The organism is Sinomonas notoginsengisoli, assembly GCF_021554725.1.
Taxonomy (GTDB): Bacteria; Actinomycetota; Actinomycetes; order Actinomycetales; family Micrococcaceae; genus Sinomonas; species Sinomonas notoginsengisoli.
The window spans coordinates 32,138-54,312 of record NZ_JAIZDP010000012.1 but is presented as its reverse complement, the minus strand read 5'-3'; the positions used below and the strand labels follow the sequence as shown (position 1 = coordinate 54,312).

At 69.1% G+C, this 22,175-nt stretch carries 21 protein-coding genes and 2 pseudogenes; 20 read left to right on the top strand and 3 right to left on the bottom strand.

Annotated features, from left to right (window positions below; genetic code table 11):
• Positions 1 to 66 precede the first annotated feature (66 nt).
• The 6 genes from LF262_RS15055 to LF262_RS15030 all read left to right on the top strand — a co-directional run bounded on the left by LF262_RS15055 (position 67) and on the right by LF262_RS15030 (position 4,756).
• Entirely contained in the window at positions 67 to 1,140 is a 1,074-nt protein-coding gene (locus LF262_RS15055; RefSeq protein WP_443729157.1) for a DNA polymerase IV, read from the top strand.
• Positions 1,141 to 1,263: 123 nt separating this feature from the next.
• Complete coding sequence (locus tag LF262_RS15050) at positions 1,264 to 2,094, top strand: alpha/beta fold hydrolase (protein WP_235781219.1); 831 nt, start codon at positions 1,264 to 1,266, stop codon at positions 2,092 to 2,094.
• A 440-nt stretch (positions 2,095 to 2,534) separates the two neighbouring features.
• On the top strand, positions 2,535 to 2,738 hold the full coding sequence (locus LF262_RS15045; RefSeq protein ID WP_189693561.1) for a cold-shock protein: 204 nt from the start codon (positions 2,535 to 2,537) through the stop codon (positions 2,736 to 2,738).
• Positions 2,739 to 2,950: 212 nt separating this feature from the next.
• A complete protein-coding gene (locus LF262_RS15040; RefSeq protein ID WP_235781245.1) occupies positions 2,951 to 4,024 on the top strand; it encodes a fatty acid desaturase family protein in 1,074 nt (357 codons plus the stop codon).
• 88 nt (positions 4,025 to 4,112) lie between these two features.
• Positions 4,113 to 4,523 (top strand): hypothetical protein, encoded by a 411-nt coding sequence (locus tag LF262_RS15035; protein WP_235781218.1) that lies wholly within the window; start codon positions 4,113 to 4,115, stop codon positions 4,521 to 4,523.
• Positions 4,520 to 4,756 carry a hypothetical protein gene (locus LF262_RS15030; protein ID WP_235781217.1) on the top strand — a complete coding sequence of 79 codons (237 nt, stop codon included), beginning with the start codon at positions 4,520 to 4,522 and terminating at the stop codon, positions 4,754 to 4,756. The genes LF262_RS15035 and LF262_RS15030 overlap by 4 nt, the downstream gene beginning before the upstream one ends.
• 175 nt (positions 4,757 to 4,931) lie before the next feature.
• On the opposite strand, the gene LF262_RS15025 is transcribed toward LF262_RS15030, so the two are convergent.
• Positions 4,932 to 6,326, bottom strand: a complete 1,395-nt coding sequence (locus LF262_RS15025; protein WP_235781216.1) for an FAD-binding oxidoreductase — start codon at positions 6,324 to 6,326, stop codon at positions 4,932 to 4,934.
• Positions 6,327 to 6,679: 353 nt separating this feature from the next.
• Here LF262_RS15025 and LF262_RS15020 point away from each other — a divergent pair, with 353 nt between their 5' ends.
• The 14 genes and pseudogenes from LF262_RS15020 to LF262_RS14955 all read left to right on the top strand — a co-directional run bounded on the left by LF262_RS15020 (position 6,680) and on the right by LF262_RS14955 (position 21,216).
• Complete coding sequence (locus tag LF262_RS15020) at positions 6,680 to 7,744, top strand: thermonuclease family protein (RefSeq protein WP_235781215.1); 1,065 nt, start codon at positions 6,680 to 6,682, stop codon at positions 7,742 to 7,744.
• A 184-nt stretch (positions 7,745 to 7,928) separates the two neighbouring features.
• Positions 7,929 to 8,126, top strand: a complete 198-nt coding sequence (locus LF262_RS15015; protein ID WP_235781214.1) for a hypothetical protein — start codon at positions 7,929 to 7,931, stop codon at positions 8,124 to 8,126.
• 336 nt (positions 8,127 to 8,462) lie between these two features.
• The gene (locus LF262_RS15010; protein WP_235781213.1) at positions 8,463 to 9,494 is read left to right on the top strand and encodes a LacI family DNA-binding transcriptional regulator; all 1,032 of its coding nucleotides are present in this window, start codon (positions 8,463 to 8,465) and stop codon (positions 9,492 to 9,494) included.
• A 76-nt stretch (positions 9,495 to 9,570) separates the two neighbouring features.
• Positions 9,571 to 10,110, top strand: coding sequence for a hypothetical protein (locus tag LF262_RS15005; RefSeq protein ID WP_235781212.1), 540 nt, complete (start codon positions 9,571 to 9,573; stop codon positions 10,108 to 10,110).
• A 100-nt stretch (positions 10,111 to 10,210) separates the two neighbouring features.
• Positions 10,211 to 11,371 carry a substrate-binding domain-containing protein gene (locus LF262_RS15000; RefSeq protein WP_235781211.1) on the top strand — a complete coding sequence of 387 codons (1,161 nt, stop codon included), beginning with the start codon at positions 10,211 to 10,213 and terminating at the stop codon, positions 11,369 to 11,371.
• A gap of 52 nt (positions 11,372 to 11,423) precedes the next feature.
• Complete coding sequence (locus tag LF262_RS14995) at positions 11,424 to 12,932, top strand: sugar ABC transporter ATP-binding protein (RefSeq protein WP_235781210.1); 1,509 nt, start codon at positions 11,424 to 11,426, stop codon at positions 12,930 to 12,932.
• A 3-nt stretch (positions 12,933 to 12,935) separates the two neighbouring features.
• Entirely contained in the window at positions 12,936 to 13,925 is a 990-nt protein-coding gene (locus LF262_RS14990) for an ABC transporter permease (RefSeq protein ID WP_235781209.1), read from the top strand.
• A gap of 2 nt (positions 13,926 to 13,927) precedes the next feature.
• The gene (locus LF262_RS14985; protein ID WP_308190545.1) at positions 13,928 to 15,079 is read left to right on the top strand and encodes a Gfo/Idh/MocA family protein; all 1,152 of its coding nucleotides are present in this window, start codon (positions 13,928 to 13,930) and stop codon (positions 15,077 to 15,079) included.
• An 11-nt stretch (positions 15,080 to 15,090) separates the two neighbouring features.
• Positions 15,091 to 15,909 (top strand): sugar phosphate isomerase/epimerase family protein, encoded by an 819-nt coding sequence (locus LF262_RS14980; RefSeq protein ID WP_235781208.1) that lies wholly within the window; start codon positions 15,091 to 15,093, stop codon positions 15,907 to 15,909.
• A 55-nt stretch (positions 15,910 to 15,964) separates the two neighbouring features.
• Positions 15,965 to 17,146: a levoglucosan dehydrogenase gene (locus LF262_RS14975; protein WP_235781207.1), complete on the top strand. Its 1,182-nt coding sequence runs from the start codon at positions 15,965 to 15,967 to the stop codon at positions 17,144 to 17,146.
• A gap of 135 nt (positions 17,147 to 17,281) precedes the next feature.
• Positions 17,282 to 17,548 carry a putative quinol monooxygenase gene (locus LF262_RS14970; protein WP_235781206.1) on the top strand — a complete coding sequence of 89 codons (267 nt, stop codon included), beginning with the start codon at positions 17,282 to 17,284 and terminating at the stop codon, positions 17,546 to 17,548.
• Between the two features lie 26 nt (positions 17,549 to 17,574).
• Complete coding sequence (locus tag LF262_RS14965) at positions 17,575 to 18,579, top strand: sugar phosphate isomerase/epimerase family protein (RefSeq protein WP_235781205.1); 1,005 nt, start codon at positions 17,575 to 17,577, stop codon at positions 18,577 to 18,579.
• Positions 18,580 to 18,659: 80 nt separating this feature from the next.
• Positions 18,660 to 19,712, top strand: a pseudogene (locus tag LF262_RS14960) (DNA polymerase IV).
• A gap of 133 nt (positions 19,713 to 19,845) precedes the next feature.
• Complete coding sequence (locus LF262_RS14955) at positions 19,846 to 21,216, top strand: MFS transporter (protein ID WP_235781204.1); 1,371 nt, start codon at positions 19,846 to 19,848, stop codon at positions 21,214 to 21,216.
• A gap of 347 nt (positions 21,217 to 21,563) precedes the next feature.
• On the opposite strand, the pseudogene LF262_RS17160 reads toward LF262_RS14955, so the two are convergent.
• Positions 21,564 to 21,902, bottom strand: a pseudogene (locus tag LF262_RS17160) (HNH endonuclease family protein); the annotation flags it as partial.
• On the bottom strand, positions 21,884 to 22,141 hold the full coding sequence (locus LF262_RS17155; protein ID WP_308190544.1) for a hypothetical protein: 258 nt from the start codon (positions 22,139 to 22,141) through the stop codon (positions 21,884 to 21,886). The pseudogene LF262_RS17160 and the gene LF262_RS17155, both read right to left, overlap by 19 nt.
• Positions 22,142 to 22,175 lie beyond the last annotated feature (34 nt).

Sequence of the window (22,175 nt, the reverse complement as noted above, 5' to 3'; positions counted from 1 at the left end):
CCTGCAGGACGATGCGGCGAGGGCGGGATCTCGGCTGGCCAAGGTGGTCTAGGACAAACTGGTGGGGTGAGCGGAATCCCCTGGGTGCTGCACGTTGACCTCGATCAGTTCCTCGCTGCGGTCGAGGTGCTCCGGCGCCCGGAGCTCGCGGGGAAGCCGGTCATCGTGGGCGGGCGCGGGGATCCGACGGAGCGGGCCGTGGTCTCGACCGCCTCCTACGAGGCCAGGGCGTTCGGGGTGCGCTCCGGGATGCCCCTGCGGATCGCGGCCCGGAAGGTCCCGGACGCCGTCATCCTGCCCGTGGACCGGGAGGCCTACCTTGAGGCTTCCGACGCGGTGATGGCCGCCGTGCGCGCCCAGCCCGGCGCCGTCGTGCAGGTGCTCGGCTGGGACGAGGCCTTCGTGGGCGTCGAATCAGAAGCTCCGGAGGCCTACGCCCGCGCGCTGCAGGCCGCCGTCCTCGAGCGGACGCGGCTGCACTGCAGCGTGGGCATCGGCGACACCTTGGTCCGGGCCAAGGTCGCCACCGGTTTCGGTAAGCCCGCCGGCGTCTACCGCCTCACCGCCGCGAACTGGCTTGAGGTGATGGGCGCCCGGCCCACCAAGGACTTATGGGGCGTCGGAGCCAAGGTGTCGGGCCGGCTGGCCAAGCTCGGCATTATCACGGTCGCCCAGCTCGCCGCGGCCGACCCCGAGGACCTCGTTCCGGAGTTCGGCCCGAGGATGGGCCCGTGGTACGCGCAGCTCGGACGGGGGGACGGCAGCAGCGTCGTGGACAGCACCCCGTGGGTGGCCCGCGGGCACAGCCGGGAGACCACCTTCCAGCGCGACCTGACCGAACCGGCCCAGGTGGATGAGGCCGTGCGGGAGCTGATGGCCCGCGTCCTGCAGGACGTCGCCAAGGAGGGACGCCCCGTGGTCGGGCTGACCCTCAAGGTCCGGTACGCACCGTTCACCACCAAGACCCACGCGCGGAAGATCCCCGAGACCTCGGACCGGGACGAGATCCTCGCCCGCGCCCTCGAGCTCGCCGCAGAGATCGAGCCCGCCCGCCCGATCCGGCTCCTCGGCCTGCGCGCCGAGATGGCCATGCCAGAGGATGCCCGGGAGGGGCACACGCCGACGCGCAGCGGGTGGTGACGGCGCTGGCCCCTCCACGGCGAGGATCCACCGAAGCCTATGCCCGTCCCCGAGACGGCGCTATCATCTCTCCACACACGCCGTCGCGGCTGGGTGCGCAGCCGCTCGAGGAAGAAGTCCGCAGTGGTCGCGCCGCAGCTCCAGTCAGTCAGGACCCCGGATGGGGGCGTCCTGAGCGTCTACAGCTACGGCACCGGGCCTGGTGCCGTCCTCGCCGCGGGCAGCCTGACCCGGACCATCCTGTACAGCACCTTCGCCAGCAGCCTCTCGGCGACCATCCCGGTGCACGTGTACGACAGGCGGGGCCGGGGCAAGTCGAGCCCCCTGCCGGCCGACTACTCCATGGACGCAGAGCTGGACGACCTCAAGGCCGTCCTGGACGCGACGGGCAGCTCGGTGGTCCTCGGCCACAGCTATGGCGGCGGCATAGCCCTCGAGGCCGCGCTCTGCCTGCCGGTGAGCCGCGTGGCCGTCTACGATCCCGCCGTCAACATCGCAGGATGCCTCCCCACGCGGATGCTGCCCGAGCTTATCGAGGCAGCGGCCAAGGGGGACTATGTCCGGGCCGTCCAGGCCTTCTCCCGGGAGATCGATCCGCGCGTTCAGAAGACGGTGCTCCCCGACCAGGCCGTCCGGCTGGTCCTGTGGGCCATCTCCCGGATGACCAAGGACGGCCGTGCGTGGAAGGAGATGGTACCTGCCCTGGCGCAGGAGATCGCCCTTCTGGACAGCAGTCATCCGGCTTCCACCCGATACGCCGGCATCGCCGTCCCGGTCCTGCTCCTGGCCGGCGCCGACAGCCCGGACTACTTCCACACCATCGCGGCCAGCCTCGCGGCGTCGCTCGCGAGCAGCACCAGCGTGATTGTGCCGCGGTCCAGCCACGGCGCCCTGCAGCACCCGTCCGGGATGATCGTCAACCTCTTCCGGCGGTTCCTCCGGCAGGAGGCGTAGGCGGGCTCTTCGCACGACGGCGCGCGCTCCCCTGTGCGGGCCGGCGGTCAGTGCGAGGAGGCCTCGTCCCGGTCGCGGTGAACCGGCTCGCGGACGGCGGCTGGGTGCGGTGGCGCCACCCCGGGACTACGCGTGCAAGGGATTGAGGCCCGGCAGTGTAGACTGTTACAGACGCGGACACTTCAGGTCGTGATTTTCAGACCGGTTCGCGTCCCGTTCCCTCTACCGAAAGTATCCATCGCACGTACTCTGATTCATCTGCCCGGCGACAGCGCGCAGTTGATGGACCCGTAGAGGAAGACCCCAACGGCCTTCAGGCCGTTCACATCCGGCATTCCCCCATTCTCTTCTCATCACCACAGTTGTCCGCTCTGGCACATTGCCCGCGCGGAACACAGGCCGACGTGTCGGCCTATCTCAAAGAAAAAAGGAAAAAACACATGGCCACTGGCACCGTGAAATGGTTCAACTCCGAAAAGGGCTTCGGCTTCATCGCCCCCGAGGACGGCACGCCGGACGTGTTCGCGCACTACAGCGCGATCGCGACCAGCGGCTACCGCTCCCTCGAAGAGGGCCAGAAGGTCGAGTTCGACTCCGAGCGTGGCCCCAAGGGCCCGCAGGCTGCGAACATCCGCCCGCTCTGAGCTCTGAGCTCTCTAGCGGCACCCGCCGTGCCGGCGGACCGTGGACTGCGGTCCGCCGGCACGGCAGCACCCCATCGAATCCCTGCTGACAATCGAATCACTGCTGAAGCAGCCCCGCCGCGCACGCGCGCTTGCCTGAAAGGGGTGCTCTGATCGCCACCGTATCGAGCCCCGCCCTCCGCCCCTCACTCACAGGCCGCGCCTCCGGCAGCATCCCGGGCCTCCAGCAGTACGCTGGCACCGGCGACTTCCCGCCGATCGCCCAGGCCTACCTCGAGGTCTCCAAGAGCGTCCGCGAACGCGGCCTGCTCAAGCGCACCCCCTGGTTCTACCTCCTCGTGGGCGCCGCCCTCGCGATCGGGCTCGCCGCCTGCGCCACGGGATCCGTCCTTCTCGGTGAGAGCTGGTTCCAGCTGCTGATCGCCGGCGGTCTGGGCGTCCTGTTCACCCAGGTCGCGTTCCTCGCCCATGAGGCCGCACACCGGCAGATCCTCTCCGCAGGCCCCGGGAATGACAGGCTCGCGAGGTTCCTCGCCGCCGTCGTGGGCATCAGCTACTCGTGGTGGGACTCCAAGCACTCCCGCCACCACGCGAACCCGAACAAGGTGGGCCGCGATCCGGACATCGAGGTGGACACCATCTCCTTCGTCGCCGAGGACGCCGCGAAGGCCCGTGGCCTGCGGGCCTTCATCACCCGCCGGCAGGGGTGGCTGTTCTTCCCGCTGCTGACCCTCGAGGGCCTCAACCTGCACCTCCTCAGCGTGCGGCACCTGTTCTCCGCCGGTCAGGTCAAGGGGCGGTGGTCGGAGATCGGGCTTCTCGTGCTGCGCTTCGTGCTGCTCCTGGCGCCGCTGTTCTGGCTCCTGCCGGTGGGGATGGCGTTCGCGTTCCTCGGCGTGCAGCTGGCCGTGTTCGGCGTGTACATGGGGGCTACGTTCGCGCCGAACCACAAGGGCATGCCCGTGATCGCGCCGGAGGCGAAGCTGGACTTCTTCTCCAAGCAGGTCCGGACGTCCCGGAACGTCGCGGGCGGCTGGTGGGCCACGTGGCTCATGGGCGGCCTGAACTACCAGGTGGAGCACCACCTGTTCCCTTCCATGCCGCGCCCGCATCTGGCCAAGGCGCGGCGGCTGGTCCGCGAGCAGTGCACCCGTCTCGCGGTGCCCTACACCGAAACGAGCCTGTGGCGCTCCTACGGGATCGTCATCCGCTACCTCAACCGGGTGGGCCTGGCGGCCCGCGACCCGTTCGAGTGCCCCGTCGCCGCCCAGTTCGGGCGCCGGTAGTGGCCTCACCCCGCCCCGGAAGGGCGCATCTCGAGTTGACCGCATCACAGCGCGGGGCCGAGCCGCGCGCCCGGACGGGGGCGGGGGCGTGAGGACCAACTACGTACGGGGCGCCTCGCTCAGCTGCGCCGCCCTGCAGGCCGACATCCAGGCGATGCTCGCCGAGGCCGCGGCCCAGGACATCCTCCTCGGTCCGGGCAACGGCGCCTCCGTGGCCTTCTCCCACGGGGGCCGCCGGTTCCGGATCGCCGCCCGCGCCAGCGGCCGAGCCCACGACCACGGCTCGGCGCAGGAAGCCGCGCGCCACCGCTGGCGACAGCTCGCCCTGCTCCTGCGGGCCAAGCTCGAGGCGGTTGATTCCGGAATCGTCACCTTCGACCAGGAGTTCCTGGGGTGCATGGTCCTCCCCGGCGGCGGCACCGTGTTCCAAGCCGCCGCGCCTGGGATCGCCGCGGCGTATCTGGTAACTGAGAAAGAGCGCGGAGCAGACGAAGCATGAATGAGTACGAGGCATCGCTGGTGCTCCGCGCGGGTGCGGAGCTGCTGCAGACCGCCTCCGGGGATCCCCGCTCTGACGAGGGCTACGAGGCGGTGAGGGCGAACGTCTCGGCGGCGCTGAACTCCCTCGCCGACGCCCTGCAGAACTTCGAGGGCGCCTCGCTTCACCGGAACCGGTCGATGGGCTGGTGCCAGGACCTCCGCCGGGTGGCGGACGACGTCGCCGAGCAGTGACGGCCGGCCCTGGCCTTAGCGCGTTCGCTCCGTGGATGCGGACGACGGCGCGGGCGGCCTTGCGCGCGCACCACACCTATCGCTTCTTTTGGGCGTTGTTCCTCCCCGCGCCGGTACTCACGGGAAGGTGAAGCCGTCTACGCTGAACCGCCTTTACTCGCCAGATCGGAGCGCATCACGCCAGCGGCGGGATCGCGCGGCCGGGGTTGAGGATGCCGTGCGGGTCCATGGCGCGCTTGACCGCATGGTGCAGGGCCAGGCTCGCCGGCGGGAGCTCCTTGGCCAGCCCGTCGAGCTTGAGGGTCCCGACGCCGTGCTCGCCGCTCACGGTGCCGCCAGCGGCGAGGGCGGCGTCGATGATCTCGCTGAAGGCGGCGTGCGCGCGGGCCTTCGCGGCGTCGTCCCCGGGCTGGGTGATGATGAGCGGGTGGAGGTTGCCGTCGCCGGCGTGGGCGATGTTGGCGATCAACACGTCGTGGGCCGCGGCGATCTGCTCAATCCGCGCGAGCACCTCGGGAACCTTGGCCTTGGGCACGCACACGTCCTCGGTGAGGACCGGGCCGAGCCGCTCGAGCGCCGGGTAGGCGAGGCGGCGGGCGGCGTAGAGGGCCTCGGACTCCTGCTCGTCGGCCGAGACCGCGGCGAAGCTCGCCCCGGCCTCCTCGAAGCAGCGCGCGAGCTCGGCGGCCTCGAACTCGCCCTGCTCGCCGCGCGCATCCGAGCGGCCGATCAGCACCGCGTTCGCGTCCGTGGACAGGCCCATGTGCTTCCACTCGTCCACGGCCTTGAGGCAGTGGCGGTCCACGAGCTCGAGCACCGAGGGGCTGATCCCGGACTCGGCCACGAGCGCGACGGCCCGGCCGGCGTCCACTAGCGAGTCGAACATGCCGGCCACCGTGATCGGCGCCGGCGGCAGGGGCCGCAGCCGCAGCACCACCTCGGTCACGACGGCGAGCGTGCCCTCCGAGCCCACGATGAGGCCCACGAGGTTGTAGCCCGCCACGCCCTTCGCCGTCCTGGTGCCCAGCCGCGTGATCTCCCCCGTGCCGGTGACCACCTCGAGCTCGAGCACGTAGTCGCGGGTCACGCCGTACTTGACGCAGCAGATGCCGCCGGCGTTGGTCGCGACGTTGCCGCCGATCGTGGACCACGGTGACGAGGCCGGGTCCGGCGGGTACCAGAGACCATGCTCGGCCACGTGGGCCCGCAGGTGGTCGTTGACCACGCCGGGCTGGACGCGGGCCCAGCGCTCGGCCTCGTTGACCTCGACCACCGCGTTCATCCGCTCGAACGAGACGACGACGCAGCCCTCGATCGCGTTGGCCCCACCCGAGAGCCCAGTCCCCGCCCCGCGCGGCACGAGCGGCGTGCCCGTCTCCACGCACCAGCGCACCACCGCGGCCACCTCCTCAGTCGTCTCCGGACGCACGACGGCGCGTGGGGTGCCATAGACGGCCCACTCGCCTTCGTCGTGGAGATAGCCTGCGAAGGACGCCTCCGCGGTCAGGACCCGACCCTCCGGGAGGCGGGCTTTGAGGGTGGACACGGTGGCGTGGTCGGAGTCGGGCATGTCTCGAATCTACCTGCCGTGCAATTCGGGCTCGACATGATAAACGTTGGCACCGCATGAAGCCGTCACCCATCAAAATCAGGCGGTCGAGCGGGCGATCTGCGCAGCGAGGGCGATGCCGCACCACTCACGACAGAGTCGCTGGGCACGTTATCGGGTGGCGCCGGGGCTGCCGATTGAACGTACAATGAACGTCTACAACGGTCCGCGCTTCGCACCCCGCGGCCCTCGAAGTGTTAATTAGGGGATTCACTTTGATACATACAATGGCGCGTCGTCGCGCCTTTCTGCTGCTTGCCGTTCTCGGCATCACCGTTCCTGGGGGACTTACTTCCTGCTCTTCAGACGGCTCTGTGCAGGCGAAGATCGTCCGGGTTGTGGACGGCGATACGTTTGAGGCCGAGTACAGCGGCCAGAAGAAGACGGTCCGCCTCCTGAACGTCGACACTCCCGAAACGAAGCATCCGAACAAGATCGTCCAGTGCCTTGGGCCGGAGGCGACACGGTTCCTCGAAGGCAAGCTGCCGACCGGGAAGACGGTCACCCTCCGGTTCGATGAGGAGAAGACGGACAAGTACGACCGCGCGCTCGCAGCGACGTTCGTCGGGGACGAACTGGTCAACGCGTCAATTGCCCGCGCGGGACTCGGGATCGCAATGTCGATCTCGCCCAACACCAAGTACTTCAGCGAGGTGAAGGCAGCCCAAGAAGAGGCCCAGGCCAAGAAGGCCGGACTCTTCCAGGACACCCTCGCCTGCAGTCCGGAGACCGTGGCACAGGACCAGGTCACGGCGCTCACTGCCATCACCGATCCAGCCGCGAATGCGTCATCGGCAGACATTTCAGCCTCCGCAGCCGCCCTCCTCACAACGATCTCCGGCGCCCGTGCCGGCACAGACATCCTGAACGGTGCGCAGAACGCTGTGCTGATCAGTGCAATCGGCAGCACTAGGCTCAGCGCGGCCACGAGCAGGGTCACTGAAGCGCTAGCGAGGGCGGACGGCCGCCACAAGGCGCTCACGGAACGGGCGGCGTCGGTCAAGGCTGAGGAAGAACGCAAAGCAGCCGAAGCACGGGCCGCCGAGGAGCAACGCAAAGCGGAAGAGGCCGCTGCTAAGGCCGCCGAGGAAGCACGAGCCAAGGCGGCAGCAGAAGCCGAAGCAGCCGCGAGGGCGCAGGCCGACGCGGCCCGGAACCGCGCCCAGCCTGCACCTTCACAGCAGAACCCCTATCCGGGGTACTACGGGCCGCGCTGCTACGCACCGGGGGGCCAGACATGGACCCCGTGCCCGGAGAAGGCCCCCGGCTACGGTGAGGCTCCGACCCAGAGCAATCCGTATCCGGGGTACGTTGGCCCGCGCTGCTATGCCCCCGGCGGGAAATCATGGACACCATGTCCCGAGAAGGCCAGGAAGTAGCCGGGATGGCTATGGTCCAGGAAAAGTGCCCAGCGTGTGGCAAAATCCCCACCAACCCGCCTGGCGGACGGGTCACCCGCCACGCCGGACGGGATGGGAATCTCTCTGCAAAGGCGTCGGCGAGCTGACCGTCATGTCCGAAACCGGTGCGGTCGGCCGCAGCCAGGCGCGGAATAAGGAGAAAGTGACCGCACGGAAAAAGGCGGGGCGGCCTCCAGCTAAAGCCGGCGACAGCCGCGAAAGCCGCGCCGACTTCAAGGAACGCGAGAACCGCAACTACTGGACGCTGTTCCCGGAAGCGTTCCATCAGGACCTCGAGGACGATTCCGACTGGCGCCGCACGCGCCGTGGCCCCTCACAGGGAACTGGACGCCGGAGGTAGGCACACGCCTACCGGCAGGCCATTGAGGCGGCGACCGGCAAGCGCGTCCTGCGGGTGCTCATGGACCTGCCGACGCTGGGACGGGTGTTCGAGGTAGCCGAGTCCCGACGCGACGGCCGCGTCGGCAATGCTCTCGGGGCATGCTCGTGATCGCCGAAGGAGGCAGGAAATGAGTGAATGAGCTGGAGGCGTCGCTGGTCCTCAAGGCCGGGGCTGAGCTGCTGAAGGGCGCGCCTCTGGCGGACGTCCCCGATGCCCGCGTCGCGGCGCATGGGTTTCCCGCAGAGCGGCACCCGGCCGTAATGTTGTGCCAACGGAGCATGAGGGGAGTGGCCTGTGGCACAGACGTTGCGGCGGAAGCCGAGCATCACGGACGTGGCCAGGATCGCCGGTGTCTCCTACCAGACCGTCTCGCGGGTCATCAACAGCGCCCCAGACGTCAGCCCCACAACGCGCGAACGGGTCCTAGCGGTCATCAAGGAGGTCGGCTACCGCCGTAACCGGACGGCGACGGCGCTCGTCACGAACCGCTCGATGGTGATTGGGATCCTCACGGACGGCTCCCCCAGATTCGGTCCCGTGGGCACCCTCATCGCCCTTGAGAACGTGGCGCGCCAGAAGGGGTACGGCACCACAGTGGTGACCGTCGAAGAACCGTATGAGGACTCAGTCCCCAAGGCCCTCGACTCGCTCGAGGATGTCGGGGTCGCGGGCGTCATCGCAATCGCCCCACGCGTTCCTCTGGCAGCGGCGGTCTGGAATACACCGCGGCGGGTCCCGCTCGAGATGATCGCCGCGGGCGCGTCATCGACCCCCAACGTGTTCACCTACTCCGAGAACCAGGAGTTGGGCGCACGCATGGCCACCCAGCACCTGATCGACTTGGGCCACACCGACATCGCGCACATCGCCGGCTCGATGGAGTGGTTCGACGGACGCGTGCGCAAGCGCGGGTGGGAGGCCGCCCTTCGCGACGCAGGCCTCACGCCGGGCCTCTGCCTCGAGGGCGACTGGAGCCCCCGGTGGGCCTATGAGACCGGCCTCCGCCTCGTCGACGAGGGACGAGTGCCGCAGGCCATCTTCGCGGTGAGCGACCACACGGCCCTCGGACTCATCCGTGCCTTCGCCGAGCATGGCATCCGCGTTCCCCACGATGTCAGCATTGTGGGTTTCGACGACGTCGAGGGCTCGGACTACTTCCTCCCGCCCCTCACGACGGTGCGGCAGGACTTCCGCGCTTTGGCCCAGGCCAGCATCGACGTGCTCATCGGCGCGATCGAGGGCCGCGAGGCAGACCGGACACCGAGCGTCCCTACCCTCGTAGTCCGAGAGAGCACCATGCCAGCCCGGCTGCGCGCCGAGGACTGAGCCGAAGCGAGATCTAGACCTCACTTTCCTGTGATGCTTGACACCAACAGCCGTGAACGTTCACGATGATAGGACCGTGAACGTTCACAGAAGGTGCTATGACCTCGAGGGAGAGGAGGACACCATGCACGACGGCGAGATTGCCGAGGTTCTGGCGCTCCACCCTGACGTCGAGGTCCTGAACATCGATGGCGGCCAATGGTCCCACGCTCAGCGGCTCCTCGACGGCAGCTCGGCGCTGGGCGCGGACTTCTCCCGGGCGATCGACGCCTTCGTCCGCCCAGGCTCCTCGGCGGTGGTCGGCGTCTTCCACAAGGGAGCGCTCTGGGCGAGCCTCGTGGTCACCGTGGACCCCGCGAAGGTCCTCGCGGCGGTGACGACCGCGGACCCGGCCCAGGTGAACCTGCACGGCGACATGGCGACGGTGTCGTCCGATGTCGTGGCATGGGTCCGCCGCAGGCTAGGGCCGTGCTCACTCGGACTCTTCTTCGACAAGCCCTACGCGGAGGCGTTCCTCGCCTCCCCCGACAAGGCTGCCGCAGTGCGCGCAGCCGCAACCGACGGCGCGCTCGTCCTCTCGCCGACCCCCCCTGCTCTCGCGATAGCGCTCGCCTGACCCCCCCGTTCCTCCCCACGGCAGCGATTTTCCTCGCCGAACGTCGGTAGCTGCCTGACTCCCCGCAATACTCCACCCATCCCCCATCAGGAGAAATACCATGATCCGCAGGACACCCCTCCTCGCAGCGGCGGCGGGCCTCGCGCTCGCCCTCACCGCCACCGGATGCAGCTCATCGTCGAACAGCGCCGGCACCGCCGATTCCGGCGTCTCCCAGAAAGCCGAGGCCGCCCTGAAGGAGATCACCGGCAAGGTTGTCAGCAAGGGCCCCAATGGGGAGACCCCCTCCCCTGTCTCCGCCGCGGACCTGACCCCTGACGAGGTCGCCAAGGTCAAGGCCTTGGGGGCCACCGCCGCCATCGTGATGCACTACGGCGGCAATGACTGGGCTACCGCCCAGGTGAACGGCCTCAAGGCGGAGTTCGAGAAGCTCGGCATCAAGGTCGTCGCCACGACCGACGCGAACTTCAAGCCGGACAAGCAGGTCTCCGACCTCGAGACCGTCCTGACGCAGAAGCCGAACATCATCGTCTCCATCCCCACGGACCCGGTCGCCACCGCCTCCGCATACAAGAAGGCCTCGGCAGCCGGCGCCAAGCTCGTCTTCATGGACAACGTCCCGCAGGGACTCACCGCCGGCAAGGACTACGTCTCGGCGGTCTCGGCGGACAACTACGGCAACGGCGTCGTCTCAGCCCACGAGATGGCCAAGGCCCTCGGCGGCAAGGGCAAGATCGGCGTCGTCTTCCACCAGGCCGACTTCTTCGTGACGAAGCAGCGCTACCAGGGCTTCAAGGAGACCATCCAGAAGGAGTACCCGGACATCAAGATCGTCGAGGAGAAGGGCATCGCCGGTCCCGACTTCGCAGGCGACGCGCAGGCTGCGGCCAACGCAATGCTGAGCAAGTACGCGGACCTCTCCGGCATCTGGGCCGTCTGGGACGTGCCGGCGGAGGGTGTCATAGCCGCCGCCCGCGCCTCGGGCCGGCAGGACTTGAAGATCGCCACCGAGGACCTCGGCAAGAACGTCGCCATCGGTCTGGCCAAGAACGAGCTCGTCGTCGGCCTCGGCGCACAGGTGCCGTTCGACCAGGGCGGCGCGGAGGCCCGCCTCGCGGCAGGTTCGCTCATCGGCAAGCAGGCCCCCGCCTATGTAGCCCTCAGCGCCCTGCCGGTCGACCACTCGAACGTCCTCGAGGCGTGGAAGAAGGTCTACCACGAGGACGCCCCCAAGGATCTCCAGGATTCTTTCAAGAAGTAGCACGAGCCGTAGGTGCGTGGGCCTAAGCCCCCGCACCCACCGAAAGGCAACCATGAACACCGCAGACAACGTCGTCGAGATGCGCTCCGTTTCCAAAGGCTTCAACGGCGTGCCGGTCCTCAAGGACGTCGGCTTCGACGTCCGACGAGGCGAGGTCCATGCCTTGGCGGGCGGGAATGGGGCCGGGAAGTCGACCCTCATGAAGATCCTTCAGGGCGTCTACCAGGCCGACGCCGGGGAGATCCTCATCAGCGGGAAGCCGGTTCGGATCACCTCGATCCAGGACGCGAAGGCCGCAGGGATCGGCATGGTCTTCCAGGAATTCAGCCTCGTGCCGAGCCTGACCGTCGCACAGAACATCTTCCTCGCGGCCGAGCCGTTGGACCGCGCCCGCCTCATTGACGACCGCACCGCTGTCCGCAGGGCCAGGGAGCTCTTCGCCGAGATGGAGGTCAACGTCGACCCCCGTGCCGGGGTCTCGCGCCTCGGCACCGCGTACTGGCAGCTGACCGAGATCGCCAAGGCGCTCTCCCAGAACGCCCAGGTGCTCATCATGGATGAGCCGACCGCCAGCCTGGCCCGCCACGAGTCCGAGGCCCTCTTCGAGCTCATCGACCGGCTCAAGGCGCGAGGCATCTCGATCATCTACATTTCGCACCGAATGGACGAGGTGTACCGTCTCGCGGACCGGATCACGATCCTCCGCGACGGGCGCCGGCTCCTGACCGAGCCCCTGACCAGCGTCACCCCCGAGCAGATCGTCGAGGGCATCGTGGGGAAGAAGATCGAGGGCCAGCTCGCCTACCGGCAGCGGGACCACGCGGCGCACGACGGCGCGCCCCTCCTCGAGGTGCGCGGCCTCACCGCGGGCCGCCGGGTGCGGGACGTGTCCTTCACGCTCCGTCCCGGAGAGATCCTCGGCCTCGCCGGCCTGATGGGCAGCGGGCGCACCGAGCTGGCGCGGGCGCTGTTCGGGATAGACCGTGTGGACAGCGGCGAAGTCCGGATCCGCGGGAAGAAGGTCAGCCTGAGATCCCCGCAGCAGGCCATCGACGCCGGCGTCGCCCTCGTCCCGGAGGACCGCCGCGCGCAGGGGCTCGTCCTGGACCACTCCGTCCGGGAGAACCTGCTGCTGCCGCTGCTGGGCCAGATCCAGCGGGGACCATTTTTGAACCAGGGCGCCGGGAAGGACCTCTCCAGCACGCTGATCGGAAAGTTCGCGGTCAAGGCCGCGCACCCGCAGCGTCCGGTCCGCCTCCTCTCGGGAGGCAACCAGCAGAAGGTCGTGATTGCGAAGTGGCTGGGCACCGACCCGGACATCCTCATCCTCGACGAGCCCACGGCCGGCGTCGACATCGGCACAAAGAGCGAAATCCTGGACATGATCCGGGACCTCGCCAGCGCGGGGAAGGGGATCGTTGTCATCTCCTCCGAATATCCCGAGCTCCTCGCGGTCAGTGACCGCGTCCTCGTCCTCAAGGACGGCTCCGTCATCCGTGACATCCCCCGCAGCGAGATCGCTGACGAGGAATATCTCCAACTCGCAGTCCAGGGAGTCTGACCAGTGAGCAAGGCAAGCACCATCACCCCCAGCGACACCTCCCGCACGTCCCGCAGCTTCGGTTCCGTGTTGAAGGAACTCGACTGGCGCCGCTACGTCATCTACATCGGCTTCGTCGTCGTCTTCCTCTTCTTCGCCATCCTGCTGCGCGACCAGGGCTTCCTGTCGCCGCAGAACCTGCTGAACATCTTCCGGCAGACAGCGACCATCACGGTCATCGCCGTGGGGATGACCTACGTCATCTCATGCGCCGAGATCGACCTGAGCGTCGGCTCCGTCGCCGGCCTCTCGAGCGTCTGCACGGCCATGGCCCTGTCCCAGTGGGGACTCATCCCGGGCATCCTGGCCGGGCTCGCCGTCGGTCTCGTGGTCGGGTCCATCAACGGCGCACTCGTGAGCCTCCTGGGCATCCCGTCCTTCCTGGTGACGCTCGGCATGCTCGGCATCGCTGTCGGCGCTGCCCAGTGGATCACCGCCTCGGCCCCGCAGCCGATCCTCAACGACACGTTCAACACCCTGTTCGGCGCCGGCAACTTCGGTCCCGTCCCCGGGCTGATCATCTGGAGCGCGGTCTTCGTGGCTATCGGCGCCGTGGTGCTGAACCGCACCAGGTTCGGCCGACAGGTCCTGGCCACGGGCGGCAACCGCACTGCGGCTGAGTTCACCGGCATCAACACCAAGCGCATCAAGTTCCAGGTGCTGCTCATCTCGGGCGCCGTGGCGAGCGTCGCGGGCATGCTCTACGCGGGCCGGCTCCAGTCCGGGCGCTTCCAGTGGGGCACGGGCGATGAGCTCTCGGCCATCGCCGCCGTCATCCTCGGCGGGACGAGCCTCTTCGGCGGCGCCGGGTCCGTCATCGGCACCCTCTTCGGGGCCCTGCTGATCGGCCTGATCAACAACGGGCTGATCCTCGCCGGCCTTGACAGCAGCCAGCAGCAGGTGGTCCGAGGCGCGATCATCATCCTCGCCGTCGCGTTGGCCCGGAAGAAGTAGCCGTGGACGCGCTCCCCTCCACGGGCCTGCGGTCCGGCATCATCGGCACGGGGTTCATGGGTTCCGTCCACGCACACGCGGTGCGGGCATCGGGGGGACTCGTGAGCGCCGTCGCCGGGAGCAGCCCGGCCAGCGCCGAGCGGGCGGCGACCGTGCTGGGGGCCTCGTCGGCGGCTGCCTCTGCGGAAGAGCTCATCGCGAGGGATGACGTCGACGTCGTGCACATCTGCACCCCGAACGCGACCCACGCACAGCTTGCGAGGACGGCGATCGACGCCGGCAAGGCGGTCGTGTGCGAGAAGCCACTGGCGACCTCCGCGCATGACGCCGCAGAGCTCGCCGAGCGGGCGGAGCATGCGGGGATCGTCGCGGCGGTGCCGTTCGTGTACCGGTTCTACCCGGCGGTGCGCGAGGCGCGCGGCCTCGTGGACCGGGGCGAGGCCGGCCGGCCCTGGCTCCTGCACGGCTCCTACCTGCAAGACTGGCTCGCGAGCCCCGACGCGACGAACTGGCGCGTGGACCCGCGTGCCGGGGGCGCCTCCCGCGCCTTCGCGGACATCGGCGTCCACTGGTGCGATCTGATGGAGTTCGTCACCCGGCAGCGGATCGTCCGCCTGGTCGCCTCGACTTCGCGGGCATTCGAGGAGCGGCCCACACCGGTCGGCCCCGCGCCCGTCGCGACGGAGGACGGCGCGACGGTCCTCTTCGAGACAGACCACGGCGCCATCGGCTCCGTAGTCCTCAGCCAGGTAAGCCCCGGGCGCAAGAACCGGCTCTGGTTCTCGTTCGACGGCACCGAGGCGTCCCTGAGCTTCGACCAGGAGCAGCCGGACACCCTCTGGGTGGGCCGCACGGGAGGCGCCACGCGGGTCGCCGTCGGGCCGGACACCCTGACCACCGACGGCGGGCGGCGCTACGCGCGGCTCCCCGCCGGGCACCCCCTCGGGTATCGGGACAGCTTCACCGCCTTCGTCACGGACGTCTACGCCGCGGTCCGCGGGGACACCCCGGAGGGGCTGCCGACCTTCCGGGACGGGCTCCGGGCCGCCCAGCTCACCGAGGCCCTCGTGGCGTCGACGCGGGGCGGCTCCTGGACCGACGTTCCCGCGCACCACGTGCCCTCTCACCCTTCCCCTCTTTCTCCCAGCGTCTGAAAGGCCTCATCATGAAACTCGGATACTGCACCATTACGTGGGGCGGCGTCGTTGGCCATCCCGTCGGGGTGACGAGCGTCAAGGACCTCTTCTACCTCACCCACGGGCCCATGGACCGGGCCGTGGCGGACATCGCCGCCGCCGGGTACGCCGGCGTCGAGATGTTCGACGGGAACCTCGCCGACTACGCCGAGAGGCCCGAGGAACTCCGCGGGATCCTGGACCGGGCCGGCGTGCAGCTCGTGAGCGTCTACACCGGAGCGAACTTCATCTACGCGGACATCCTCCCCGACGAGCTGCACCGCATCCGGCGCGCCGCCGAGCTCGCAGCCCAGTTCGGGGCCGAGCGCCTCGTCGTCGGCGGCGGCGCGCGGCGGGCGGCCGGGACCACGGACGAGGAGTACCGCCGGCTCGGCGAGGCCTTGGACCGGGTCACGGACATCGCGGAGGAGTTCGGCCTCTCGGCGAGCTACCACCCGCACCTGACCACGATCGTGGAGAGCCCCGACGAGCTGGAGCGGCTCATGGGCCTAACCCGGATCGGCTTCTGCCCGGACACCGCGCACCTCGCCGCGGGGGGCGCCGACCCGGCCGCCGTCATCCGCAGGTACTCGGAGCGGATCCGCCACGTCCACCTCAAGGACTTCCGGCGGGACCCGTTCGCGTTCCTGCCCCTCGGGCAGGGCGAGCTGGACTTCCCGGACATCGTCCAGGCGATCAAGGAGAGCGGCTACGACAGCTGGCTCATGGTCGAGCTGGACGAGTACGACGGCGACCCGCGCGCTGCCGCCGAGGCCAGCCGCAGGTACCTCGAAGAGCTCCTCCCGTAACCTCGCCGCCCCGACTCTGACCCCAACCCTGACCACCGAGAAGGAACTGATCACCGTGAAGAACCTCAACGTCGGCCTCATCGGAGGCGGCTTCATGGGCAAGGCCCACTCCCTCGCCTACTCCGCCATGCCCATGTTCTTCTGGCCGGCGCCGGCCATCCCCGTCCGCCACACGATCGCCGAGGCCAACGAGCAGCTCGCCGCCGAGGCCGGGCGCCGCTTCGGCTTCGAGCAGTCGACGTCGGACTGGCGCAGCATCGTGGACGACCCGGCGATCGACGTCGTCGACATCGCCACCCCGAACCACCTCCACGCCGAGATCGCGATCGCCGCCGCCCAGGCGGGCAAGCACATCATCTGCGAGAAGCCGCTCGCCCGCACCACTGAGGAGTCCAAGGCGATGTACGAGGCGGTCAAGGATGCCGGGATCGTGCACATGGTGGCGTTCAACTACCGCCGCACCCCCGCCGTCGCCCTCGCCAAGAAGTACATCGAGGAGGGCGCGATCGGGCGGATCCTGAACTTCCGGGGCACCTACCTCCAGGACTGGAGCGCCTCCCCGGACTCGCCGCTCTCGTGGCGCTTCCAGAAGTCGATCGCCGGCTCCGGCGCCCTCGGCGACATCGCCACCCATGTGGTGGACATGGCCCGCTACCTCGTGGGCGAGTTCGCCTCGGTCAGCTCGCTGCTCTCGACCTGGATCCCGGACCGGCCGCTGCAGACCGGCGGTGCCGACGCGCTCGGGAACGTCCGCGGCGGCGAGGGCCCGCGCGGCGAGGTCGATGTCGACGACGAGGTCATGACGATGATCCGCTTCGCCGACGGGGCCGTGGGCTCGATCGAGGCCACGCGCAACGGCTGGGGCCGGAACAACTTCATCACCTTCGAGATCCACGGCACCGAGGGCAGCATCGTCTTCAACTACGAGCGCCGGGACGAGCTCCAGGTCTGCTTCGCGTCCGACGGCGGCGACCGCCGCGGCTTCCGGACCGTCTACACAGGCCCCGCACACCCGTACGGCGAGGGCCTCTGGCCCATCCCGGCCCTGGGCATCGGGTACGGCGAGACGAAGATCATCGAGGCGCATGACTTCTTCAAGGCCATCTCCGAAGAAGGCAGCGTGAGCCCAAACTTCGCCGACGGGTACCAGACTTCGCTCATTGACGAGGCCATTGTGGCCTCGTCGGCGAAGGGCGAATGGATCGACGTACCACGCGTGGCCGAACTCGCGGGCTAGCAGGAAACGGCGCAGGGGGTGAGGGGCGGGGCGCACCGCCGCTCCTCACCCCTTCCCCCATCAGGAGGAAACATGACACCTCGTTCCCCACAGGCGCCAAACCAGCAGACATCGGGGGCGCGCGAAGTTTGGTTGATGCCGGTCTTCACGCCAAAACCCGGCCGCACCGCCGAGCTCCGGGCCGCTCTCCAGGACCTCCAGCAGACGAGCCGCCAGGACCAAGGCTGCCTCGAATACAGCGTGTACGCGTGTGACGAGCGATTCGTCCTCATTGAGGGCTGGGACAGCCAAGCCGACCTCGACGGCCACAACGAGCAGGCCCACGTCCAAGGATTCGTGCGCATCTCGTTGGACCTGCTCGCCGGTCCGTTCACCGTCACCGCGATCACCCCCGTGAATTGAGAACCCCGCCCAGCCAAGGAGGAGCAATGCCCCGCCCGTTCACCCTGTTCACCGGCCAGTGGGCCGACCTGACCCTAGAGGAGGTGGCCCGGTACGCCGCCGAGTGGGGCTACGACGGGCTCGAGATCGCCGTCTCCGGGGAGCACCTCGACGCCGCCAGGTGGGACGACCAGGCGTACATTGCCGAGCGGCTCGGGATCCTGGAGAAGCACGGGCTGAAGCTCTGGGCGATCTCGAACCACCTCAAGGGCCAGGCGGTGTGCGATGACCCGATCGACTTCCGCCATCAGGCCATCGTGGGGTCCAAAGTCTGGGGCGACGGCGACCCGGAAGGCGTGCGCACCCGCGCCGCCGAGGACCTGAAGGACACCGCCCGCCTCGCCAAGGCCCTCGGTGTCCGGACGGTCGTCGGATTCACCGGATCGAAGATCTGGCAGTACGTCGCGATGTTCCCGCCCGTCCCAGCCGAGGTCATCGACGCTGGCTACGAGGATTTCGCAAGGCGGTGGAACCCGATCCTGGACGTCTTCGACGAGTGCGGCGTCCGGTTCGCCCACGAAGTCCACCCCTCCGAGATCGCCTACGACTACTGGTCCACCCAGAAGAGCCTGGAGGCCATCGGGCACCGCGAGGCGTTCGGGCTGAACTGGGACCCCTCCCACATGCTCTGGCAGGGCCTCGACCCGGTGGCATTCGTCACCGACTTCGCCGACCGGATCTACCACGTGGACTGCAAGGACACCCGGATGCGCATGGGCAACGGCCGCGCCGGAATCCTCTCCTCCCACCTGCCCTGGGGCGACCCGCACCGCGGCTGGGACTTCGTCTCCGCCGGCCGTGGCGACGTCCCCTGGGAGGACTGCTTCCGCGCGCTCACCGCCATCGGCTACGACGGCCCCATCAGTGTCGAATGGGAGGACGCCGGCATGGACCGCCTCACGGGCGCCCCCGAAGCCCTGGCAGCCCTGAAGAAGTTCGACTTCGCCCCCAGTACGGCCTCCTTCGACGCCGCCTTCAGCAATCAGGACTGACTGATCGACCGCGATGTCTCGCCCGCCGGATTCAGCCAAGGGGCTTAGCGCTGCCAGAGACGCATCGCCACACTGGTGCCGTGGGCGGAAGCCTGTGGGTGCTGCACGTGGACCTCGACCAGTTCATCGCCGCCGTCGAGGTGCTGCGGCGGCCCGAGCTCGCGGGCCGGCCGGTCATCGTCGACGGCCGGGGCGACCCGACGGAGCGGGCGGTGGTCTCCACAGCGTCCTACGAGGCCCGCGCCTTCGGCGTGGGATCCGGGATGCCGCTGCGGATGGCGGCTCGGAAGGTCCCGGACGCGGTGATCCTGCCGGTGGACCACGAGGCCTACCTCGCGGCCTCCGAGACGGTCATGGCCACCCTGCGCGCCCCAGCCCGTCGCGACCGTGCAGGTGCTCGGCTGGGACGAGGCCTTCGTGGGCGTCGAGACCGAGGACCCGGAGGCGTACGCGCGGCGGCTGCAGGCCGCCATCCTGGAGCGGACGCGGCTGCGCTGCAGCGTGGGGATCGGCGACACCCTCGTCCTTCGGCAAGCCGGCCGGCGTCTTCCGCCTCACCGCTGGGAACTGGCTCGACGTCATAGGCCCGCGCCCCACGCGGGAGCTGTGGTGTCGGGGCGAAGGTCTCGGCCCGGCTCGCGAAGCTCGGTATCCGCACGGTCGCGGAGCTGGCCGCGGCCGACCCGCAGGACCTGGTCCCGGAGTTCGGCCCGAGGATGGGCCCCTGGTACGCGCAGCTCGGCCGCGGGGAGGGCAGCAGCGTGGTCGACGACACCCCGTGGACCGCGCGCGGGCACAGCCGGGAGACCACCTTCCAGCGCGACCTGACCGAGCCCCGCGAGGTGGACGAGGCCGTGCGAGAGCTGGCGGCGCGTGTCCTGGAGGACGTGGCGGCCGAGGGGCGGCCCGTGGTGGGTCTGACGCTGAAGGTCCGGTACGCGCCATTCACCACCAAGACGCACGCGCGCAAGGTCCCCGAGACCTCCGACCGGGAGAAGGTCCTCGCCCGCGCGCTAAACCTCGCCGGCGAGATCGAGCCCGGCCGGCCGATCCGGCTCCTCGGCCTGCGGGCGGAGATGGCCATGCCCGAGGACGTGCGGGAGGGGCACACGCCGACGCGCAGCGGCTGGTGACGGCGCCGCCGTCGACCGCCCGCCTATTTGATATCCAACTAGTCTCAATGAAGCCAAAATGAGTACTTCTCATGGATAAGCGCAGTCCATAGGCTCGATGGGTCATACCGCATCCCTGAGGAGTTCTGACATCGTGGTCACCAGCACCAAGGAGAGCCGCAAACTCTCACCCCGGCTCAAGAGGGTCATCCTGTCCGGGTATCTGGGCAGCTCCATCGAGTACTACGACTTCCTGCTCTACGGAGTCATCGCAAGCCTTGGCATCTTCTCGAAGGTCTTCTTCGCGGGCACCGGGGAACTCGGCGGTCTTCTCGCGTCCTTCGCCACCCTCGCAGTGGGCTACGTCGCACGGCCGATCGGTGGGATGATCTTCGGTCACTTCGGCGACAAGGTTGGCCGCAAGTCGATGCTGGTCATCACCATGTCGCTCATGGGCGGCGTGAGCGTTCTCATCGGGCTCATCCCCCCAGCAGCGTCGATCGGCGTCCTCGCGCCGATCCTCTTGGTGGTGCTGCGCATCGTGCAGGGGATCGCGGTGGGCGGCGAGTGGGGCGGCGCAGCGCTGCTCGCGCTCGAGCACGCTCCCACCGGCCGCCGGGGCTTCGCCTCGAGCATCGCGAACGTCGGGGCGGCCACGGGGACTTTGCTCTCGACGGGTCTTGTGTTCATCGTGCGGCTCTTCATGACCGACGCCGAGTTCTTCGCCTGGGGCTGGCGCATCCCGTTCCTCTTCAGCGCTGTCCTCGTCGCCGTCGGCCTGTGGATCCGGATGTCCGTCCAGGAATCGCCGCTGTTCAAGCAGATGATCGAAACGGCCGAGGCGAATAAGGCCGGCAAGGTTCGCGCCCCGCTCTGGACCGTCCTCACCAAGTACCCGAGGGCAGTCGTGCTCTCGGCCCTCAGCTCGGTGGGTGCTTTCGTCTACCTCGCACTCATGGGCACGTTCGCCCTGACGATGATGACGCAGAACGGCGTCTCTGTTGCGGACGCCCTCGCCATTCAGGCGGTTGCCGCCGTGGTCCACGTCGTGTCGATGCCGTTCTTCGGCTCGCTCTCCGACCGAATCGGCCGCCGGCCGGTGATCATCGGAGGGTCCGCGGTGGGTCTCGTCTTCGCCTACCCGATGCTCTATGCGTTCAGCACCGGGAACGGGTGGCTGTGCCTCGTGGCACTGCTGATCGGCAACGCGCTCGTGCATTCGGCCATCTTCGGACCCCTCGCGTCCTTCATCTCGGAAATGTTCGGGACGGGCGCCCGGTACTCGGGAGCATCGCTCGGATACCAGCTCGGGTCAACGCTCGGCTCGGGCTTTGCGCCGCTGATCGCAGTGTCCATTCTGGCCACCGGCAACGGGAACAACTACGGCATGGTGGCGCTTTTCACTGCCGCAATCTGCGCGGTCAGCATTGTCGCCACGCTGCTGACGCGGGAGTCCAAGGGTCGGAGCCTGACGGCGGCCGATACCACCGCACCCAAAGGAGCCAAGGAGGCTGTCCAGGCATAGGGAAGCGCCGAGGAGGGCCCGGTCTTTGATCGGGCCCTCCTCTGTTTCCGGAGGCAGATGGGCGGAATGCGCAGTCTACTGTCGCCCAGCGCAGCCGCGTGTCCGTGGCCGAGGTCTTGCACGTGTCGAGAGCTCCCATGGAGCTCACGCCCTGGGCGACGGCTGTGCTGCAGTACGCGCCCGGGGTGACGGTCGGGAGCGCGGGCGCCGGGGCGGGGGGCGGGCGGCGCGGCCGGGTCGGGCTGGTCCGTCGGGGCCAGCTGGCCCGGGCACTGGGCGAGGATGCCGGCGATGGCATCGTGCTCGGCCTGCGTGACCCAGAGGCTGTAGGTGGCCTTCACCGAGACCCGGCGGGCGACGTACGCGCAGCGGAAGGCGGTGTTCGGCGGCAGCCAGGTGGCGGCGTCGCCGTCGCCCTTCTGCTCATTGGTGGGCCCGTCGGTGGACTGGAGGTTGAGCGGGTCGTTGGCGCGGGCCACGCGCTGGGAGTAGGTGAGCTGCTGGGCGCCCTTCTGCCAGGCGTCGGAGAGGGCGACGACGTGGTCGATCTGCACCGCGTCGCTCGTACCCACCCCGCGCAGGAACGCGATGGTCGTGGTGGTGTAGGGGTGGGCGAGGGTGCCGGAGGCGACGGTGCAGGGGACGGACGTGACGTAGGTGATGTCCGTCAGGTCGCGGTTGAGCATGTCGTTGCGGTGTCGCAGCCATTCTCGTCCGCGTCGAGCCAGGCCGGGCCGAACTGGGAGCGGTCGTAGCCCGTGTTCAGCGCGCGGCCCTTGACCGGGATCGTCTCGAGGAGGGCCGCGGCCTCGGTGCCGTAGGCCGGTTCCGGGTTCGGTGCGGTGTAGGTGATGGTCGTCGTGGTCTGAGGGACGACGCCGGCCGCCTGGGCGGCCGCGGCCGTCGCCGTCGCGAGGCCCGCCACGGCGACGGAGGCGGCCAGGAAGGCGGAGGGGGCG